The following is a 19,584-nucleotide window of genomic DNA, read 5'->3' on the forward strand; positions in this document are numbered from 1 at the left end:
GCAGCTCCTAGTTGTAAACCCACAGCACGCGGGCGGGCAGGTCGGTCAGGTTGGCGTAGCGACATTGGGCGAAACTGGCCAGATGAAAGCTGTCGCCAGGGCCAAGAGTGACCGCATCGGCCTCGCCTTCAACCCACAGCGTCAACTCACCCTCCAGCACAAAACCGGCCTGTTCGGCACGGTCGCTCATGGCCTGCTCACCACTGTTGGCACCGGGTGCCAACAGGCTGTCGAGCATCGAAAACGCGCCGTTCATGCTCGGCGAGACGAGGATGTCGGTGATGCCATTGGCGTAGTACACCGTGCGCCGCTCGCTGGGCCGCGTTACCCAGTCCACCGCCTTGGGTTTGGGCTGGCTGTAGAAGTAAGTGGTAGGCACGTCGAGGGCGTGGCTGATGGCGGTCAGGTCGGCCACGGTCGGGCGCGACAGGCCACGTTCCACTTGGGACAGGAAACCCACCGAACGTTGGATCTTGTGCGCCAATTGCGCCAGGGTGAGTTTCTTGTGCTTGCGCAGGTCGTGGATCAGGGCGGCGAGGGTGGCGAGTTCATCTTGAGGTGTCATGAAATTTAATTCGAATAATTTCATGAAAAATTACAGGATTAATTTCACGTAAGCAACGACCATGGAGGATCATTGTGGGGAGGGAGCTTGCTCCCGCTGGGCCGCGAAGCGGCCCTAATTCGGCCACCGCATTTTTTCAGGTGTGTCCCGGCCGGCTTTTTTGGGGCTGCTGCGCAGCCCAGCGGGAGCAAGCTCCCTCGCCACGGGGAGTGGGGAAACATAATGAAATTGAGTCGTGGAGCGACCTTTCTCGGGCCTGCTAGGTTGAATGAGTCATTCAATCAAAGGGAGCGACGGATTGCTTCAAAGGCCCAACTCTCATTTACTACGGCGAGGTCGTTATTCAGAAGCAGGTCGCGTGTACTTGGTGACGGCCGTGGTTTATCAGCGGCGTCCGGTTTTTGCTGAAATGGCTCTGGGGCGGTTATTGGTTGCAGAGCTCAAACGAGCCCACGATGCAGGTCTGCTTGCTTCGTTGGCCTGGGTCATCATGCCGGATCATCTTCACTGGATGTTTGAGCTGCGTGACGCAACGTTGCCGCAGGTGATGCGACAAGTGAAGTCACGCAGCACGTTGACCATCAATCAAGCCTGTCGTACGAAGGGCGCGTTTTGGCAGAGCGGATACCATGATCGCGCGGTGCGAGCCGAGGAAGATCTTATAAAAATCGCGCGTTACATCATTGCCAACCCCTTGCGGGCAGGGTTGGTCGAGCATATCGGCGACTACTCACTCTGGGACGCAATCTGGTTATGAGTTTGAGTTCCCCGATGTGGCGAGGGAGCTTGCTCCCGCTGGGCCGCGAAGCGGCCCCAATCCATCCACCACGTTCGTTCAGGTATATCTCGGTCGGGCTGTTTGGGGCTGCTGCGCAGCCAGCGGGAACAAGCTCCCTCGCCACAGGGGTTATCGGCGACCGGGTAGTGTTTTCACCTGAATGTTTTCACGCCCCTGCGGTCGGAACCTGGGTACGCACCCAAAATTGAAGGAGCACCCATGAAGTCCAGATCCCTCGTTGCCTGTGTTCTCGTTGCTGCGAGCCTGTCTACCGCCAGTTTTGTGGTGCAGGCCGGCGATACGCCCCAGGAAACCGTGCAGCCTTCCAACATCAATACCCGTGACTTGAAGGAAGGTGACCGCGCCCCGGATATCCTCATGCGCAAGGAGTCGGCCCTCAGCGACTGGAAAAAACGTGGCCTCAAGCAGCCCGAGGAAGAGAGCCAGTGGGCGCGGGTCGGCGATAAATATGTGCTGCTCAAGACCACCAACGGCACCATCCTTGAGATCACACCGGTCAAGAAATAATCCTGCCGCACCACCTGCTCGTGTCACGTTTCTTGCGTTAAGGTAACCGACCGCAATGGTCGCGTTACCTTCAAAGAAAAGAGAGCAGGATGCTTGCCACCATCAAAAACTACCCCCGTACGGTGAATCTGTTGCTGTCCGCCACGTTGCTGCTGACGTTGGCCAAGGCGATCACCTTTCCGTACCTGGTGATCTACCTCACCCGCCACTTTGCCCTCGACATCAGCCAGGTCGGCCTGGTTATCGGCAGCTCGCTGATTGTCGGCTCGTTGCTCAGCGTCTATGGCGGGTTCCTTGTCGATCGCGTCAACAGTTACCGTTTGCTGCTCGGTCTGAGCCTGGTGTTTGTGCTGGGCTTTATCGGTACGGTTGTGGCGCAGAATATCTGGGCGTTCTACAGCTGCCTGATCCTGATCAACCTGGCCTATGCGGTCATCGATATCGCGATCAAGGCCGGCTTCGCCAGCTTGCTGCCCGAGGAGGGGCGCAGCGAAGTGTTCTCGATCAAATATACGCTGACCAATATCGGCTACGCCGTGGGGCCATTTTTTGGCGCGATGGTGGCGAAGCTGGATATCAGCCTGCCGTTTATACTGTCGGCGCTGTTGGGCGTGGGATTTTTCCTGCTGTACTGGCGTTTGGGCGACCGCACATTGACCACCGTCGACGCCACGCAAAAACCGGTGCCGTTTCTCGCCGTGGGCCGTGTGCTGCTCAAGGATCATCGCCTGGTGTGTTTCACCCTCGGTGGCCTGCTCAGTGCGGTGGTATTCGGCCAATTTACGGCCTACCTATCGCAATACCTGGTGACTACCACCACTGCCGAATATACCTACACTGTAATCAGCGCCGTGCTCACCACCAACGCCGTGCTGGTGATTGCCTTGCAGTACCTGATTGGCCGGCGCATCTCGCACCGTTACCTGAGCCAGTGGCTGATCGCAGGTTTGGGCATGTTCATGCTGGGGCTGATTGGCTTTGCGTTGGCCAGCAGCGTGATGTGGTGGGTGCTGGCGATGGCGGTGTTTACCGTGGGGGAAATTATTGTGTTCCCGGCCGAGTACATGTTTATCGACCGAATTGCGCCTGATGCGCTGCGGGGGATGTATTACGGCGCGCAAAACCTGTCCAATCTCGGCGCCGCCTTGGGGCCGGTGTTATGCGGGATGGTGCTGGCCAGCCTGCCGGCGCATTACATGTTTTATATGCTCGGGATGTTTATCGTCGGCGGCGGGGTGTTCTACTTCATTGGGGCGAAGCTGAAGGCAAGTCATCCAGCGTGAGCTTGCCGACGTTGTTGCTTTGCAGCTCATAGCGCAATTCATCCACCATTTTCGCCACTTCCTCCGGGGTCTGCAGCCGTTTGGTGCTGATCCCGGTGACCACCAGATCGACCCGTCCGGTTTCGGCGTCGAATACCTTGAGGGTCAAGGATGCGTCCCGGCACAGGGTGAATTCGCAGGTCAGCGGCGACAAGCCTTCTTCGATGCAATTTCGCAGTTGAGAGAGGGTAAACATGCAGGTTCCTTCAAGGCACAGAGACGATGCCTTAAAGGTTATTGATTAGCCTGCTGCCTCATAAGGCGAATTAGCACTAGCTGCACTAGTGCATTTGCACTCTTAACGTTTGTTCTTTATCCGTACTTCACCGGCAAACAGCCCGCGTTCGCGGGCCCAGACGATGGCCGTACTGCGGCTGTGCACGCCCAGCTTGGAGTACACCGTCGCCACGTGGTTGCGCACGGTGTTGGGTGCCAGCTTCAGGCGCGAGGCGATCTCCTTGTCGGCCAGGCCCTCGCAGATCAAACCCAGCACGTCGCGCTCACGGGCGGTGAGGTCGGTAAAGGAAACGTTGGGCAGGTCAGGGCTGTTGACGCTTTTGGCATTGGCGAGTTTTTCGATCAGGGTCTGGCTGAACCAGGAGGTGTCCTGCATGACTTCCTCGATGGCCGCCACCAGTTCCAGCTCCGAGCGTTTACGTTCGGTGATGTTCATGAATACCAGCAGGTAGCACGGCATGTCCTGGATGATCACGGTGTCGGCCGACACCACGCAGTCGATCACTTCATCGCCTTTCTTGCGCACCTTGAGGTCATGACCTTCCAGGTTTCCGGCTTTCTCCAGGGTCGCGAACAACTGGGCGCCGGCCTGGGGGCTGTCGATGAAGTCGATGTCTTCGATGGATTTGCCGATCAGTTCTTCACTGATATAGCCGGTGATACTCATGAACGCTTCGTTGATATCCACCACCTGGCGATTGGCGGCGTTGCACACCAGGGTTGGCACGGGCGTCAGGCGGAAGGACTTGGCGAAGCGTTCTTCACTCTGGCGCAGGGCGATTTCCGCTTTGCGTCGCGGCTCCAGGTCCATGAACGAGAACAGCATGCAGTCCTCTTCGTTCATGTCCAGGGGCTGGCCGGCGACGATCACCAGCTTGCTGCCGCCTTCGGGCAGTCGCAGCTCTGCCTGCATCTGTGGAATGGTCGAGCCTTGCCCCAGCCGCTCGATAGCCAAGTCCTTGCGTTCGGCCTGTTCGAGCACGTCCAGTTCATACACGGATTTACCGATGACTTGGTCGCGGTTGTAGCCGGTCATCTCCAGGAAGCCCTGATTGACCTTGATGTAGCGCAGGTCGCTGAGGCGGCAGATCACGGCGGGCGCGGGGTTGGCGTTGAAGGTTTTCTCGAAACGCTGCTCGGCGCTCGCCCATTCGGTGGCGTCACTGAGGATCAGCACCAACAGTTCCGGCTCGCCGTGCGAGTCGGTAATCACCAGGCTGCGCAGGCGGTGAACCCAGGTCTTTTCTTCATCGGCCGTAGGAATGACCTCCACGATCACGTCGCTGAACTCATCACCCGCCGCCGCGCGGGCCAGAGGGTAGTTATCCAGTTGCAACGGGTGGTAATTGCGATAACGCAAGGTGAAGCGCTCGGCGTATTCCTGCCCATTGGCGCCCAGCCCCATGACGTCAGTGACGCCGTGCATGGTCAATGCGGCTTCGTTGGCCCAGAGAATGGTCTGGTCGACCTCGGCCAGGATCACGCCGTCGGACAACCCGGAGATGATCTGCTGCAATTGGCGGCGGTTGGTTTCTTTGGCAAGAACATCCTGTGTCATAGGTTCTCCAAGGTGTGGACGCATGGGTTTTACGACATCCCCGGTTCAGGATAGTGCAGAGAAGTTGTCCGGGTGGGAGCGCGAATGAACCAGGCGGGGTAGTGCATACGGGCCCCGTCGCGTGCCATTGGCTTGATATGGTTTGCAGTAAGGACTCCGCCTGTGTGAGCGCGTAAAATGCCGGGATTTTACGCGTTTCACGCAAGGGTGCCCTTTGAGCGCAAGCAAAACCGTCGGACTGTTACTGCTCACTTCCCTGTTGGCGGCGTGCGGCACCTCGCCGCCACGCACGCCCAATGATATCTGCGGCATCTTTCGCGAAAAGGATGACTGGTACGACGCGGCCAAGGTCACGCAAAACCGCTGGGGCGTGCCGATCCAGGTGCCCTTCGCGATCATGTATCAGGAGTCGGGCTTTCGCTACGATGCCAAGACGCCGCGTAAATACCTACTGTGGATCATTCCCTGGGGGCGCGTTTCCACCGCTTCCGGCTATGCCCAGGCCAAGGATGAAGTGTGGAATGACTACCGCAAAAGCACCGGCCGCAGCGGCGCCGATCGCGAGGATTTCGACGACGCCATCGACTTTATCGGTTGGTACATGGACAAGACCTACAGCATCAACGGCGTCTACAAGTACGACGCCTACGGCCAATACCTGAACTACCACGAAGGCTGGGGTGGTTATCGTCAGCGCACCTATGCCAGCAAAGCCTGGCTGCCGCCGGTGGCGAGCAAAGTGCAGGCCCGTTCGCAGATGTATGCGCGGCAGTATGCCGGGTGCAAGGATGAATTGGGGCGAGGGTTTTGGAGTCGGTTCTGGCATTGGTTATAAACGCCGATTACTGGATGCATGCAAATCGAAATGTGGGAGGGGGCTTGCTCCCGATAGCAGGCTGTCAGTCATGATGGGGTGACTGATGCACCGCATCGGGAGCAAGCCCCCTCCCACATTGGATCGCGTGGCCATGACACTTGCAAAACCCACCCGGTTCTGGGAAAACCGCAGCCTTTCACGCCTTCAATGAGAGCCCCATGAGCAACGATGAATTGCAGATCACCGACATCCGCCTGGGCGACGGCAAAGCCGTGGTCAAGGGCGCGCTGATTACCACTCAATACACCGGCACCCTGGAAGACGGCACGGTGTTCGATTCGTCTTGGGAGCGGGGCAAACCGTTTCAGTGCGTGATTGGTACAGGTCGGGTGATCAAGGGTTGGGACCAGGGATTGATGGGCATGCAGGTTGGCGGTATACGCACGTTGTATGTACCGGCGCACCTGGCCTACGGCGAGCGCTCGATGGGTGCGCATATCAAGCCAAACAGCAACCTGCGTTTCGAGATTGAATTGCTGGAAGTGCTGACGCGGGATGATTGAAAGGATTGAATATGGACGTTGATCCACGCGTGTTGCCTGGCTGCTCCCTCGAAGGCATTCGGGTGGTTGAGCTACTTGGTTGTGACGAGGCTGAACTGCAAGATTTTTTTGAACAAGCGCCGGATTACTTCAAGGCGGTTAACGGCGAACCCGCTACCCCGATTGAGGCTCGGGATGAGCTAAACGGCCAATTGCCCGCAGGCTGGCGTTGCAGGCGGATGTACTGGTTGGGTTACCGCGATGCGCAAAACCAATTGGTCGCCGTGGTGAATATCGCCGCAGATTTGCTCGCCGTCGGAGTGTGGCATATCGGATTGTTGATGGTGCATACACGTTGGCACGGCAGCGGGCTGGCGCAGCGGCTGCACGCGGACCTCGAGGCATGGGCGGTGGGGAAGGGTGCCCACTGGTTGCGGTTGACGGTTGTGGTTGGCAATACCAAGGCCGAGCGTTTTTGGCCCAGGCTGGGGTATGTGACGGTGCGCATTCGAGAGGGGATTGCAATGGGGCGGCAGGTGAATAGGGTACTGATTCAGGTCAAGCCGATTGCCGAAAAGGGTATTGATGCCTATCTGGCCTTGGTCGAGCGCGACCGCCCCGGTGCTCCATAGCCTGGAACTTACACCGAGCCCATGTTGCGGGGCTTGCCTGCAAAGGCAGAGTGTCAGGCATGAATTAGTAGCTGACACACCGCCATCGGGAGCAAGCCCCCCCACATTGCTCATTGGTGTGGTCGAGAAAGGGGTTCCTGAACCCATCCTGAAGAAATTTCTTATTCACCATGCGGAAACTTTCCTACGGTTTACTCTGCATAAATCGCGGCGTAAGCTTCGCGCGTTTTCATCAATAGCGGAGACCCTCAGTGGGTACTTGTTCGAGTGACAGTAGTCGGCCGGTTTCAGTAACCGGCACATACTTGGCAAGGTAACGCGCATTTTTTCGATGCCGTTGTCTCGCCAGAAAAGCGAGAAGCGGCATCTCGGCAGCAGCCATTCCTGGCGCCTGCCTGATCCCTCTCATCGACGCTGACCAGCACCCGAGTTGCCTCGGGAGGCTACGGACGCGCCTGCCTTTTACGGTGGGCGGGCCAGGTTCGGCTGCGCCTGTTCGGCAGGCGCAGTGCGGATGGGCGGTACCTGCACGAGGGTTTTTCATCGCGCAGGAGTAACACCATGAACCTCACGCTGCTCAAAGAGTTCTTCGCCGGTTTTCTGCGGACCCGGCATATCGCCCGGCACTTTCGGCGCCTGACGATGCTGGAGACCGTGACCGACGCCAGCGTCAGCCGCGAAGTACCGCCTAGCCTCGCGCAAACCCTGGTGGCCGCAGCCAACGGCAGTGCCGTGCAGCTGCTGGGCATGCTGGGCAGCCACGCCGAGGGTTTGAACACCCAGGAGGCCGACGCGTTGCGCGGGCAGTACGGGCTCAATGAAGTCGAGCACGAGCAGCCGCTGCCTTGGTGGGTGCACGTGTGGCACTGCTATAAAAACCCGTTCAACCTGCTGCTGACGTTGCTGGCGGTGATCTCCTGGCTGACCGAGGACATGAAGGCCGCTTTGGTGATTTTCTCCATGGTGGTGCTGTCGACCCTGTTGCGTTTCTGGCAGGAGGCCAAATCGAACAAGGCCGCCGACGCCTTGAAGGCCATGGTCAGCAACACGGCCACAGTGTTGCGCCGGGACGCGGCCAAGCGTCTTGAGCTGCCGATCAAGCAACTGGTACCGGGCGATCTGATCGTGCTGTCGGCCGGCGACATGATTCCCGCTGATTGCCGCGTACTCAGTGCCAAGGACCTGTTCGTCAGCCAGGCGGCGATGACCGGTGAATCGATGCCGGTGGAGAAGTTCGTCCAGCAGCAGGATGCCCAGGTTCGCAACCCGCTGGACTTGGAAAACATCCTGTTCATGGGCACCAACGTGGTGTCCGGCGCCGCCACGGCGGTGATTCTCGCCACCGGCAACCACACTTACTTCGGCGCCCTGGCGCAACGCGTCACGGCGACCGACCGTGCCACCACTTCCTTCCAGCAGGGAGTCAACAAGGTCAGCTGGCTGTTGATCCGTTTCATGTTCGTGATGGCCCCGCTGGTGTTGTTCATCAACGGGTTCACCAAGGGTGACTGGACCGAAGCGTTGCTGTTCGCGCTGTCGATTGCCGTGGGCCTTACCCCGGAAATGCTGCCGATGATCGTCACCTCGACGTTGGCCAAGGGCGCGGTGTTTCTGTCGCGCAAGAAGGTCATCGTCAAGCGCCTCGACGCGATCCAGAATTTCGGCGCCATGGATGTATTGTGCACCGACAAGACCGGCACGCTTACCCAGGACAGGATTTTCCTGGCGCGCCATGTGGATGTGTGGGGCCAGGAATCCGAGGATGTACTGGAAATGGCCTACCTCAACAGCTACTACCAGACCGGTTTGAAAAACCTGCTGGATGTGGCCGTGCTCGAGCACGTCGAAATCCATCGTGACTTAAAGGTCGGTACCGCCTTCCAGAAGGTCGATGAGATTCCATTCGACTTCAATCGGCGTCGCATGTCGGTAGTGGTGGCGGAGCAGGACCAGCCGCATCTGCTGATCTGCAAAGGCGCGGTGGAGGAGATTTTGGCAGTGTGCAGCACCGTGCGCCATGGCGAGGTCAACGAGGCATTGACGGACGAACTGCTGGCGCGCATTCGCCAGGTGACCGCAGCGTTCAATGATGAGGGCCTGCGGGTGGTGGCCGTGGCCGCACAACCGATGGCGCCAGGTCGCGATACCTACAGCCTGGCGGATGAAAACAACCTGACCCTGATCGGCTATGTGGCCTTCCTCGACCCACCCAAGGAAAGCACCGCGCCTGCGCTCAAGGCCCTGAAGGCCCATGGCGTAGCGGTCAAAGTGCTGACGGGCGATAACGAACGAGTCACCGCAAAGATCTGCCGTGGAGTCGGCCTGGAGCAGCAAGGGCTGCTGATGGGTAACGACATCGAGGACATGACCGACGCCGAGCTGGCCCAGGCCGTGGAAACCACCAATGTGTTCGCCAAGCTCACGCCCAGCCACAAGGAGCGCATCGTGCGCCTGCTCAAGGCCAACGGGCATGTGGTCGGGTTCATGGGGGATGGCATCAATGATGCGCCGGCACTGCGTACCGCGGATATCGGCATTTCGGTGGACAGCGCGGTAGACATCGCCAAGGAGGCCGCCGACATCATCCTGCTGGAAAAGAGCCTGATGATCCTGGAGGAGGGCGTGCTGGAAGGCCGCCGCACCTTCGCCAACATGCTCAAGTACATCAAGATGACCGCCAGCTCTAACTTCGGCAACGTGTTCTCGGTGCTGGTGGCGAGCGCGTTCATCCCGTTTCTGCCAATGCTGCCGATGCACCTGCTGGTGCAGAACCTGCTGTATGACATCTCGCAGATCGCGATTCCGTTCGACAACGTCGACGAGGAGATGCTCGCCAAGCCGCAACGCTGGCAGCCGGGAGATGTGGGCCGCTTCATGCTGTTCTTCGGGCCGATCAGCTCGATCTTTGACATCACTACGTTCGCGCTCATGTGGTACGTGTTCGATGCCAACACGCCGGACCACCAGACCCTGTTCCAGTCGGGCTGGTTCGTGGTGGGGCTGCTCACCCAGACGTTGATCGTGCACATGATCCGCACCCCGAAAATCCCGTTCCTGCAAAGCCGTGCGGCGATGCCGTTGATGGTCATGACGGGCGTGATCATGGCGGTCGGGATCTTCCTGCCGATGGGACCACTGGCGCATTACTTCAAACTGCAGGCGCTGCCGTCGCTGTACTTCGTGTTCCTGCCCGTGATCTTGCTGGCGTACATGGCGCTGACCCAGGCGGTGAAGGGCTACTACATCCGCAAGTTTGGCTGGCAGTAGTTGCCGCAGCAGTCATGGAAGTTTTTATATGCAGGCAATCAACAACATCAACCTCGACTCTCTGGTGGATACCGTCGTCAGCCTCACGGCGGCGTTCCTCCTTGGCGGCTTGATCGGCTTCGAGCGCCAGTACCGCCAGCGCACCGCAGGCTTGCGCACCAATGTGCTGGTGGCGGTCGGCGCAGCGATCTTTGTCGACATGGCCAATCGCTTGGGCGGTGCGGAAGGCGCGGTGCGCGTGGTCGCGTATGTGGTGTCGGGCATCGGCTTCCTGGGGGCCGGGGTGATCATGCGCGAAGAAGGCAATGTGCGCGGGCTCAATACAGCCGCCACCCTCTGGGCGTCGGCCGCAGTGGGAGCCTGTGCGGGGGCCGACCTGATCCTCGAGGCCTTGCTGGGTACGCTGTTCGTACTGGCCGCCAATACGTTGCTGCGGCCGATCGTCAACAACATCAACCGCCAGCCTTTGGACGTAGTCTCGGCCGAGGTCACCAACATCCTCTATGTCATCGCGCGGCGCAGCCAGCAACAGGCGGTCATGGTGCTGTTGGAAGCCGAGCTGGCGCGATGCAACTACCCGGCCAGTGATGTCGACGTAAGGCCGTTCGGCAGCGAAGAAGTTGAAATCGAGGCCACCCTGGCCGCGACGTCGGTCGACGGTGACGAGCTGGATGCATTGGTGGCGCGTATTTCCACCTCCAGCCTGGTGGTGCAGGCGTTCTGGAGCCCGAGTACCACCGACTGACCCGCCCGCCTGAAAGCCCGTCGAGCCAATATCGACTAAGCTTTTTTGCGAGGAAAAATCCTACAAGTAGTCAGGACTATCCCTTCAATCAAAACGTCATTGCATTGTTAAGGTTGGGCACTTACGGCTGGGCGCTCGTTCTCGTTCAGCCGTGATTGCTCGTGATGTTCAATGGAAGGGGCCAGGCTGCGAGCGATTATCGTCCTGAGCGGGTGCAGTACCGTTTGTCGGAACTGTCATTTCTCACAGGTACCTAGGTCCCGGTTGATGTGTAAGGGTACTTTGACAGCCTAGGGGTGTGTATGAGCAAAGCATTAATCGTGGATGACCATCCGTTTATACGTGCGACCGTCAAGCATTTGCTGAAGTTGGAAGGATTCGATGAGATTTATCAGGCGGGTGACGGTGCAGATGCAATGCAATTGGCGCGGGAGCAACGTCCCGAACTGATCATCCTCGACCTGGCGATGCCCAAGCTGGGTGGGTTGGAAGTTATCTGTCGGATCAAGTCCCTGGGCCTGCCGTGCAGGATCCTGGTGCTGACCTCCTACCTGGCCGTGTTTTTTTCCACCCGTTGCATGCGAGCCGGGGCCATGGGGTTTGTGGCCAAGACCGGCGAGCTGGACGAATTGCAAAAGGCTATCAGAGCGATCCAGTCCGGCTACAGCTGTTTCCCAAGCCTGCCTACCAGCTCGGTACGCCGTGACGATCTGCAAGAAACGGAGCGGCAGATGATCGAGTGCTTGTCGGACCGTGAATTGACCGTATTGCAGAAACTGGCCCTGGGGCTGGGCAACAAGGAAATTGCTGAAGACATGCTGCTGAGCCACAAGACGATCAGCACTTACAAAACACGCCTCAAGGAAAAGTTACGTATGTCCTCAGTGGTGCACCTGTCCAAATTTGCCCAGCGCAATCATCTGATCTGATTTGAAATGACCGCCATCGCGTTCAAGCGGTTCGCCACGATCCTCTGGTTGAGCCTGTTGCCCATGGCCGCGATGGCCTTTGACGAGCCCACGGTTTTGCGGCTGTTGGGCCACTCTCGTATTGACCCTCCCGTCGTCACGCTGCAAGAGGCCGACTGGCGCTGGTTGCGCGAACGGCGCACCTTGCTGATGGGGGTGTCCGCTCCCGATTACGCCCCGTTTGACCTGACCAATAACCGTGAGGAGCTCGAAGGCATTACCGCCGATTTTGCAGCGCTGGTCAGCCAGGCCCTGAATATCTCCATTGAAGTTCGGTGTTACGAAACGCGCGATGAAGTGATCGAAGCCCTCAAGCGAGGCGATGTGGATTTCCTCGGCTCGGCCAATGGTTATGAAGCGGCCGACCCGCAACTGGTCCTGTCCCGTTCCTACGCCAATGACCAACCCACCCTGGTGACCCGCACCAGCGATAGCCAGGCGCTGACCGAGGACTTGGCGGGCAAGCGCGTGGCGATGCTCTATCACTATTTGCAACCTGAGGTGGTACGGGCTTTTTACCCCCATGCCCAGGTGGAGTTGTTTTCTTCGGCCTTCGAGGCGATTGGTGCAGTAGCGTTTGGCCGCGCCGATGTGTATCTGGGTGATGCCATCAGCACCAATTACCTGATCCACCGAAACCAGCTCAATATTGTGCGCATGGCGGATTTTTCCACCCTTGAAGTCAACCCGTTCGCCTTTGCATTCACCCGGCAGAATACGCGGCTGCCGCCGATCATCAATGCGGCGCTGGAGGCGATTCCTGCCGGGGAGCAAATGGAAATATTGCGCCGCTGGAGCGGCGGCAACCTCGGTATTGTCGGTGCCGGTCGGTTGCACTTGAGTGCCAGTGAACAACGCTGGCTCCTCAAGCATCCACGGGTCAAGGTCGCGGTGCTGGACAAGCTCCTGCCGCTGTCGGTCATCGATGATCGGGGCCAGTTCGAGGGGCTGAGTGCCGAGGTGCTGTCGCGTATCAGCCTGCGCACCGGTTTGAAGTTCGACGTGGTACGGGGTAGCTCGATACCCCAACAGATCGACCAGGTCAGTGCGGGCGCGGCGGATATGCTGGCGGTCGTGACCCCCAGTGTCGAACGCGCCGAAAAGGTGCGGTTCACCCGGCCCTACCTGACCAACGCCTTGGTGCTGATAACCCGGGGTGATGAACATAGCCCGGTCACATTGGAAGATATGGTGGGTAAACGCCTGGCGATGATCAGCGGCAACGGACTGCGCGATACGATCATGCGGGACTTTCCCGGCGTCGTGTTTATCGATGTGGACAGCGCGGAGCAGGCGATGGCGATGGTAGCCAGAGGCGAAGCGGAGGGGGCGGTCAATTCGCTGATCAGTGCGCGCTATATGATCGCCCGGTATTACCGCGACCGTTTGCGCATCACCAGTACGGTCGGCTCCGAGCCTGCGCGAATCACGTTCGGGGTCAACCGCAGTCAGTTGGAGCTTTATTCGATCCTCGATAAAGCGCTGCTGAGCATCACCCCGCAGGAAATGGATGAAATGATCACCCAATGGCGCAGCGAGGTGATCATCGAAGACAGCTATTGGCTACGGCACCGCAACATGATCATTCAGGGGTTCGGGCTGGCCGCGTTGCTGCTGATCGTCACGTTGAGCTGGGCCATCTACTTGCGCCGCCTGATTCGCAAGCGCGTCCAGGCCGAACGCGCCTTGAGCGACCAGATGCGCTTCATGAGCGTGTTGATCGACGGCACGCCGCACCCGATTTACGTGCGTGACCGGCAGGGGCGATTGATGGCCTGCAATAACGCTTACCTGGACGTATTCGGTTATAAGCTCGAAGACGTGATTGGTAAAACCGTGGTCGAAACCGACGCCGGCAACCTGCCCCAGGCTCAGTCGTTTCATCAGGATTACCTGCGCCTTATGGCAGAAGGCGAGCCGCAGATTCATGATCGAATACTCAAATTGCCCAACGGCGATGCCCTGACCATCTACCAGTGGATGCTGCCCTATCGCGACGGTGACGAGAAAGTGGTGGGCATGATTGCCGGTTGGGTGGACGTCAGCGAGCGCCAACAGTTGTTGGGTCAGCTGCAAGAAGCCAAAGACGAGGCTGACGCTGCCAACCGGGCCAAGACCACCTTCCTGGCGACCATGAGTCACGAGATCCGTACGCCGATGAACGCGGTGATCGGCATGATCGAGCTGGCCCTGAAGAATGCCGAGCGGGGCGTGGCCGACCGGGATGCCCTGGAAGTGGCGTCGGAGGCTTCGCGTGGCATGCTGGAATTGATCGGCGATATTCTCGACATCGCACGGATCGAGTCCGGTCATCTGTCGTTGGCCCTGGAACCGGCCAATCTGTACGAGTTACTGACCTCGGTGGTGCGGGTGTTCGAAGGTCTGGCGCGGGCCAAGGGGCTGGCGCTGCAGGTTGAACTCGATCCGTTGATCGACCGCGTGGTCCTGATTGACCCACTGCGTTTCAAGCAGGTGGTGTCGAATTTGCTGAGCAATGCCATAAAGTTTACCCACGAGGGCGAGGTCAGGCTCGGTGCTCTTGCGGCGTTCGAAGGGGAGCATCTGGAGCTGAAATTCTGGGTGCAGGACACCGGAATTGGCATCAGCGCCCACGACCAGCTGCGCCTGTTCAGCCCCTTTATCCAGGGCAGCAATGGCGAACAGTCGGCACGTAGCGGCTCCGGCCTGGGGTTGGTGATCAGCCGCAACCTGTGCGAAATGATGGGGGGGCGACTGCACTTGAGCAGTGTGCTGGGGCAGGGCTCGCGGGTAGATGTAACGTTGGCCTTGGTCATGACCGCTGTATTGGCGCAGGAGGGAGCGTCGGCAAACCCTCCGGCAGAGCCTCCCGATGCCCTGAGTATCCTGGTGGTGGACGACTACCCGGCCAACCGCTTGCTGCTGGCTCGGCAGTTGAGTTTCCTGGGCCACCGTATCACCACGGCCGAGGACGGGATTCAGGGGCTCGAGCAGTGGCGTGCCGGGCAGTTCGATGGCGTCATCACCGATTGCAACATGCCGTTCAAGAATGGCTACCAGTTGGCACGGGACATCCGCGTATTGGAGCGTGAACGAGGCCTGGTGCCGTGCCTGCTGCTGGGGTTTACCGCCAATGCACAACCCGAAGAGGCCGAGCGCTGTCGGCAAGCCGGTATGGATGGGTGCCTGTTCAAACCCACCGGGCTTGACGATTTGCGCGTGGCGCTGGCGTCGCGCTCCACTTACGCCCTGAGCCCAGAGGCGGCAGCATTTGATTTGAGCACCTTGATCGCGTTGACAGGCGAGGACCATCACGCGCTTACCGAATTGTTGACCCCCTTGCTCGACAGCCTCGAGGCGGACCGGGCGCTATTGCCGACGCTGCAACGCAAGGCCGACTTCGCCAGGCTGCACGACCTCGCCCATCGCGCCAAGGGCGGTGCCAGCATGGTCAAGGCACAGGTGTTGATCGCTCGCTGTGAAGCACTGGAGGCAGCCTGTGAAAGCCAGGACCGCAACGCGCTGGGGGTGGCGATCGGTGAGGTGACGCAGGCGATGATCGCTTTGCATGAGGGGTTGAGTCTCCATTGCAATCAGTCTTGATCCCGATGACGACCATTCGGAGCTTTTGGGAGAAGTCCTACGTGATGGGGGAACATGCCTGATTTTGTCGTCGGGATTTGTCTGGAAAATGGGCCACGCTCACTGACGAGCGCTGCCTGCCCAGGGGCTTGCCATGCCGAACAAAGCACTGACCATTCTGATTGCCGATGATCTGCACTTGCAGCGGCTCTACATCGAAAAGATGCTTAACCAGTTGGGGTATCACCGGATCGTGCCGGTGCAAACCTTCGAAGAAGTCCAGATTCTCACCGCCATTCCGGCCGAACCCTTCGATGTGCTGATCATCAATGCGGGGCTGGCGGCCCATGCGCGTGGGCCCCACCCTCAGGCACGCCATGTATTGATCTACGACAACCTTGACCTGGGTGGTCCCGTCGGCGCAATGCCGACGGTAGCGGTACGCCTGCCGGGCGTACCGGATAACGTCAATCTCGAACATTTCATGGACATCATCGACCCTCCCGAGGCCATGACCGGCTTGCGGGTTTTGCCGTGGCTAAGGGCGCTGTCCCGCCAACCGGTGGTCGGCGTCTAGGCCTACGTAACTGCCCAGGTGGCTTGGCCCGATGACGGCCAATCACTGGGTATGGCTGTGTTCACGAAGGCGCTCGGCGGCACTGCGCAGCAACTGCTCGGTGCCCGCCCAACCCAGGCAGCCATCGGTTACCGACACGCCGTATTTCATTGACGGGCTCAGAGGCTGGCAACCTTCGAACAGGTGGCTTTCGAGCATCATGCCGATCAGCGACGTATCGCCTTGCAAGCGTTGCTCCAGCACCTCGCTGAACACCGCCGGCTGGCGCAACGGGTCTTTGCCGCTGTTGGCGTGGCTGCAATCGACCATGATGCGTGCCGCCACGCTGGATTTGGCCAGGTCGTGTTTGACTCGGGACACGCTCTGCGCATCGTAGTTTGGCCCGCGGTGACCGCCGCGCAGCACCAGGTGGGTGTCGGGGTTGCCTGACGTCCGGATGATCGCCGGATGGCCCTGGCTGTCGACGCCGAAGTGGCGGTGCGAGTGCGAGGCCGAGCGCATCGCGTCACAGGCAATCGCGACGCCGCCGTCGGTGCCGTTTTTAAAGCCAACGGGCATGCCCAGGCCGCTGGCCATTTCGCGGTGGATCTGCGATTCGGTGGTGCGCGCGCCAATCGCGACCCAACTGAGCAGGTCATCGAAGTAGCCGGCGGCCATGGGTTGCAGCAGCTCGGTGGCGACCGGCAAGCCCAGGCGCAGCATTTCGCGCATCAGTTCCCGAGACAGCGCAAGTCCTGCGGCCATGTCGTCGCTGCCATCGAGGTGCGGATCGTAAGCCAGGCCTTTCCAGCCAATAGTCGTGCGCGGTTTTTCGACGTAGGCGCGAATGACCAGCAGCATCTGGTCGCTGACTTCAAGCGCGAGCTTCTTCAGGTTACGCGCGTATTCCAGGGCCGATTGCGGGTCGTGTATCGAGCACGGGCCGACAATCACCAGCAAGCGTGGATCATGACCATTGAGGATGGCGCGCACGGCTTGGCGGTGGGCGTGTACCTGTTCATTGAGGAACGGGCTGAGGGGCAGTTGATGCTTGAGTTCAAGGGCGCTGGGCAGGCGCTGGGTCAGGGCTTCATTGGCGCTGTCCAGGGTGGAGACGGGCAAAGCGGCGACAGAGACGTTCATATTCTAGATTTCCTGGGCAAGCGGCGGGCAATTCCCGCGCGCTTGGCCTACTGGGGTGTTCGACAATTGGCCGTATCGGCTACGTGTGTTGGCTTGCCACCAAGAAGTGACCGGTCGGAGGCGGCAGGCTGTCCCGAACGGAGCTGGCTAAATCGCCATGCAGCGCAAGTGTCGTGGCGGTAATAGGTGATGGTGTTCATGGCGTGATTCCTTTATTTAAGTGTCCGGATCAAAAAAATTATCAGGGCCTGAAAAAACAAAACCCCCGGTCGGGGAGCCGACCGGGGGTTAGATTTCTCTGGCAGGCGACCCCTTGAGTAGTGGGCGCCGATTTCAGGTATCAGGCGCGCCAGCGGCTAAACCAATACCCAAAATAAAAGCTGACCAGTGCGCTCGAACCGTTCACACGGGTAGCCGACACCGAGCGCGATGCGCTGGCAGCGGGGCAAACCTGAGTGTGGGTGAGTTGCAACATGGCATGTCTCCAAATGATGCGGGGAGCTTACTAGAGCGGCGCAGGTGGATTCAATCAGTAATTTCTATCGCATGGGGGGACTTACGGCTATGGGGGGAGTGTCGATATGCTGAACGCACTTAAGATTGCCAGGACGCAACCATGACTGCCTTGACCCTTGCTGCGGCGCAAACCCTTTCCATCGCAGGCGACGTAGCAGCCAACATCGCGCGACATCTTGAGTTCATGCAGGCTGCCGCTGCACAGGGCGTGCAATTGCTGGTGTTTCCAGAGCTGTCGCTGACCGGCTATGAGCCCGCGCTGGCAGCCAAGCTGGCCATTGCGCCTGAAGACCCACTGCTGATGCCATTACGCGAGATGGCCCAGGAGCTGCAGTTGACGGCGGTGGTAGGTATGCCGATCCGCCTGGCGCCACGGGCGGATGTACTGATTGGCGCCTTGGTTCTGGGGGCTGATGGCTCGGTGGCGGTCTACACCAAACAGCATCTGCATCCGGGCGAAGAACTCGCGTTTGCGGCCGGGCAGGGCGGTGCGGCGCTTGAGTGGGGGAAGGATCGTATTGCGCTGGCTGTGTGCGCTGACTTTTCCCACGCCAGTCATCCGCGCCAGGCGGCGCTGGCGGGCGCCACGGTCTATGCCGCAGGCGTATTGATCAGCGAGAGCGGCTACGCCACGGACAGCGCGCTGCTCCAGGGGTATGCGGCCGAGCATCGCCTTCTGGTGTTGATGGCTAACCATGGTGGCCCGTCGGGCGGCTGGGCTTGTGCCGGCCGCAGTGCGATATGGGCGGATGATGGTCGTTTGCTGGCGGCGGTGCCTGGGGTCGGCGAAGCGCTGGCGATTGCCCGTCGCGATGGCGAGCGCTGGGTTGGGCACGTGGTGGCTGTGTAAATGCCTTTCTACCTGCGCGCTGCGACGGAACACGACCTGCCTTTTGCACGATCCCTGACTCACCGAGCGATGGACCGTTACTACGTGCAAAACCAGTTGCTGTGGTCCGACGATGGCTTTGATAGGGCCTGGGCTGCTCGGGAAAACTGGCTGATTTACGCGGATGACTGCGTTGCCGGGTTTATCAGCCTGAGCCGTGATAGCAACGCGCTCTATATCCGCGAACTGCATATGCTCGAGGCCTATCGCGGGCTCGGTGCGGGCACTTGGGTGCTGGAGCAGATGGCGCTCAAGGCCCAAGTGCCTGGCCTGTTGCGTTTAACCGTGTTCAAGACCAATCCGGCCAAAAGGCTTTATCAGCGCACGGGGTTCAGCGTTGTCGGTGAAGACGCCGGATTCTGGCGGATGGAACGCGTTTGTCGCTCAACATCCTGTTGACGGTGCCGTTCCTTGATGTTTCAGCCTGGTCTTGTGCAGGGGTACGCATTGCGGGCATAGTTCAAAAAAACGTTTAATTTGTTTAACGAAGTGATGAGCCTGTCACCTCTTGCGGTGTGCCAAATAGGATCATGCATCCAGATGAGTGGAATCGGTTCGCGTTTAAGGCAAGAAAGAGAGCGACTTGGCCTGTCGCAAAAAGTGTTTGGTGAAATCGGAGGCGTCGAAGCCAACGCCCAGGGCAAATATGAAAGCGGTGGGCGCGCGCCCAAGGCCGACTACTTGTCTCGCGTGGCCAGCAGAGGCGTGGATGTGCTGTACGTGTTGACCGGGACAGCGACGCCGACTCCACTGGAAAATCTGAGCCAGCTTGAAGAAAAAGTGTTGGTTGATTACCGGGCATTGCTCAAGGAAGACCAAGAGGCAATCCGCCGCCTGACGTCGACCCTGGCCGAGCATTCCCTTTCTCGCCATGGAAAAACCAAGCCTGCGCCGCAGGATTCCTGACCTTTTGCCCAGCAAATCCGGCCGTTCGCCGCTCGATAGAGGCGTGCCAAGCGC

General features: G+C 59.5%; 18 protein-coding genes. 14 read left to right on the plus strand and 4 right to left on the minus strand.

What is annotated here, in order from left to right; genetic code table 11:
• Nucleotides 1-7: 7 nt before the first annotated feature.
• Nucleotides 8-565, minus strand: a complete 558-nt coding sequence (locus C4J93_RS10040; RefSeq protein WP_124429236.1) for a helix-turn-helix domain-containing protein — start codon at nucleotides 563-565, stop codon at nucleotides 8-10.
• 298 nt (nucleotides 566-863) lie between these two features.
• Here C4J93_RS10040 and C4J93_RS10050 point away from each other — a divergent pair, with 298 nt between their 5' ends.
• The 3 genes from C4J93_RS10050 to C4J93_RS10060 all read left to right on the plus strand — a co-directional run bounded on the left by C4J93_RS10050 (nucleotide 864) and on the right by C4J93_RS10060 (nucleotide 3,154).
• Nucleotides 864-1,322 (plus strand): transposase, encoded by a 459-nt coding sequence (locus C4J93_RS10050; protein WP_124430863.1) that lies wholly within the window; start codon nucleotides 864-866, stop codon nucleotides 1,320-1,322.
• A gap of 240 nt (nucleotides 1,323-1,562) precedes the next feature.
• Nucleotides 1,563-1,871: an RcnB family protein gene (locus C4J93_RS10055; RefSeq protein ID WP_124429238.1), complete on the plus strand. Its 309-nt coding sequence runs from the start codon at nucleotides 1,563-1,565 to the stop codon at nucleotides 1,869-1,871.
• 89 nt (nucleotides 1,872-1,960) lie between these two features.
• Complete coding sequence (locus tag C4J93_RS10060; protein WP_124370292.1) at nucleotides 1,961-3,154, plus strand: MFS transporter; 1,194 nt, start codon at nucleotides 1,961-1,963, stop codon at nucleotides 3,152-3,154.
• Here C4J93_RS10060 and C4J93_RS10065 read toward each other — a convergent pair.
• Nucleotides 3,117-3,389, minus strand: a complete 273-nt coding sequence (locus C4J93_RS10065; protein WP_124370293.1) for a DUF1652 domain-containing protein — start codon at nucleotides 3,387-3,389, stop codon at nucleotides 3,117-3,119. The two genes, C4J93_RS10060 and C4J93_RS10065, sit on opposite strands and share 38 nt — an antisense overlap.
• 102 nt (nucleotides 3,390-3,491) lie before the next feature.
• Nucleotides 3,492-4,988, minus strand: coding sequence for a helix-turn-helix transcriptional regulator (locus tag C4J93_RS10070; RefSeq protein ID WP_124370294.1), 1,497 nt, complete (start codon nucleotides 4,986-4,988; stop codon nucleotides 3,492-3,494).
• Between the two features lie 214 nt (nucleotides 4,989-5,202).
• Between C4J93_RS10070 and C4J93_RS10075 the strand changes: the two genes are divergently transcribed.
• The 8 genes from C4J93_RS10075 (at nucleotide 5,203) to C4J93_RS10110 (ending at nucleotide 16,097) form a co-directional block, all read left to right on the plus strand.
• Nucleotides 5,203-5,823 (plus strand): hypothetical protein, encoded by a 621-nt coding sequence (locus C4J93_RS10075; protein WP_124429239.1) that lies wholly within the window; start codon nucleotides 5,203-5,205, stop codon nucleotides 5,821-5,823.
• A gap of 200 nt (nucleotides 5,824-6,023) precedes the next feature.
• Nucleotides 6,024-6,368 (plus strand): FKBP-type peptidyl-prolyl cis-trans isomerase, encoded by a 345-nt coding sequence (locus tag C4J93_RS10080; protein WP_124366566.1) that lies wholly within the window; start codon nucleotides 6,024-6,026, stop codon nucleotides 6,366-6,368.
• Nucleotides 6,369-6,379: 11 nt separating this feature from the next.
• A complete protein-coding gene (locus tag C4J93_RS10085; RefSeq protein ID WP_124429240.1) occupies nucleotides 6,380-6,979 on the plus strand; it encodes a GNAT family N-acetyltransferase in 600 nt (199 codons plus the stop codon).
• A 561-nt stretch (nucleotides 6,980-7,540) separates the two neighbouring features.
• Nucleotides 7,541-10,246: a magnesium-translocating P-type ATPase gene (gene mgtA / locus C4J93_RS10090; RefSeq protein WP_124429241.1), complete on the plus strand. Its 2,706-nt coding sequence runs from the start codon at nucleotides 7,541-7,543 to the stop codon at nucleotides 10,244-10,246.
• Nucleotides 10,247-10,274: 28 nt separating this feature from the next.
• The gene (locus tag C4J93_RS10095) at nucleotides 10,275-10,991 is read left to right on the plus strand and encodes an MgtC/SapB family protein (protein ID WP_124362147.1); all 717 of its coding nucleotides are present in this window, start codon (nucleotides 10,275-10,277) and stop codon (nucleotides 10,989-10,991) included.
• Between the two features lie 302 nt (nucleotides 10,992-11,293).
• Complete coding sequence (locus tag C4J93_RS10100) at nucleotides 11,294-11,920, plus strand: response regulator transcription factor (protein ID WP_124429242.1); 627 nt, start codon at nucleotides 11,294-11,296, stop codon at nucleotides 11,918-11,920.
• A 6-nt stretch (nucleotides 11,921-11,926) separates the two neighbouring features.
• The gene (locus C4J93_RS10105; protein ID WP_124429243.1) at nucleotides 11,927-15,541 is read left to right on the plus strand and encodes a transporter substrate-binding domain-containing protein; all 3,615 of its coding nucleotides are present in this window, start codon (nucleotides 11,927-11,929) and stop codon (nucleotides 15,539-15,541) included.
• Between the two features lie 133 nt (nucleotides 15,542-15,674).
• The gene (locus tag C4J93_RS10110) at nucleotides 15,675-16,097 is read left to right on the plus strand and encodes a chemotaxis protein CheY (RefSeq protein ID WP_124429244.1); all 423 of its coding nucleotides are present in this window, start codon (nucleotides 15,675-15,677) and stop codon (nucleotides 16,095-16,097) included.
• 42 nt (nucleotides 16,098-16,139) lie between these two features.
• On the opposite strand, the gene C4J93_RS10115 is transcribed toward C4J93_RS10110, so the two are convergent.
• Nucleotides 16,140-17,219 (minus strand): 3-deoxy-7-phosphoheptulonate synthase, encoded by a 1,080-nt coding sequence (locus tag C4J93_RS10115; protein ID WP_124429245.1) that lies wholly within the window; start codon nucleotides 17,217-17,219, stop codon nucleotides 16,140-16,142.
• A 616-nt stretch (nucleotides 17,220-17,835) separates the two neighbouring features.
• Here C4J93_RS10115 and C4J93_RS10120 point away from each other — a divergent pair.
• The 3 genes from C4J93_RS10120 to C4J93_RS10130 all read left to right on the plus strand — a co-directional run bounded on the left by C4J93_RS10120 (nucleotide 17,836) and on the right by C4J93_RS10130 (nucleotide 19,530).
• Entirely contained in the window at nucleotides 17,836-18,585 is a 750-nt protein-coding gene (locus C4J93_RS10120; protein ID WP_124429246.1) for a carbon-nitrogen hydrolase family protein, read from the plus strand.
• Entirely contained in the window at nucleotides 18,586-19,023 is a 438-nt protein-coding gene (locus C4J93_RS10125) for a GNAT family N-acetyltransferase (protein ID WP_124429247.1), read from the plus strand. It abuts the gene before it with no gap.
• 141 nt (nucleotides 19,024-19,164) lie between these two features.
• Nucleotides 19,165-19,530: a helix-turn-helix domain-containing protein gene (locus C4J93_RS10130; RefSeq protein WP_124429248.1), complete on the plus strand. Its 366-nt coding sequence runs from the start codon at nucleotides 19,165-19,167 to the stop codon at nucleotides 19,528-19,530.
• Nucleotides 19,531-19,584: the final 54 nt, after the last annotated feature.

This window comes from Pseudomonas sp. R2-37-08W, assembly GCF_003851705.1.
In the GTDB taxonomy this organism is placed as follows: Bacteria; Pseudomonadota; Gammaproteobacteria; order Pseudomonadales; family Pseudomonadaceae; genus Aquipseudomonas.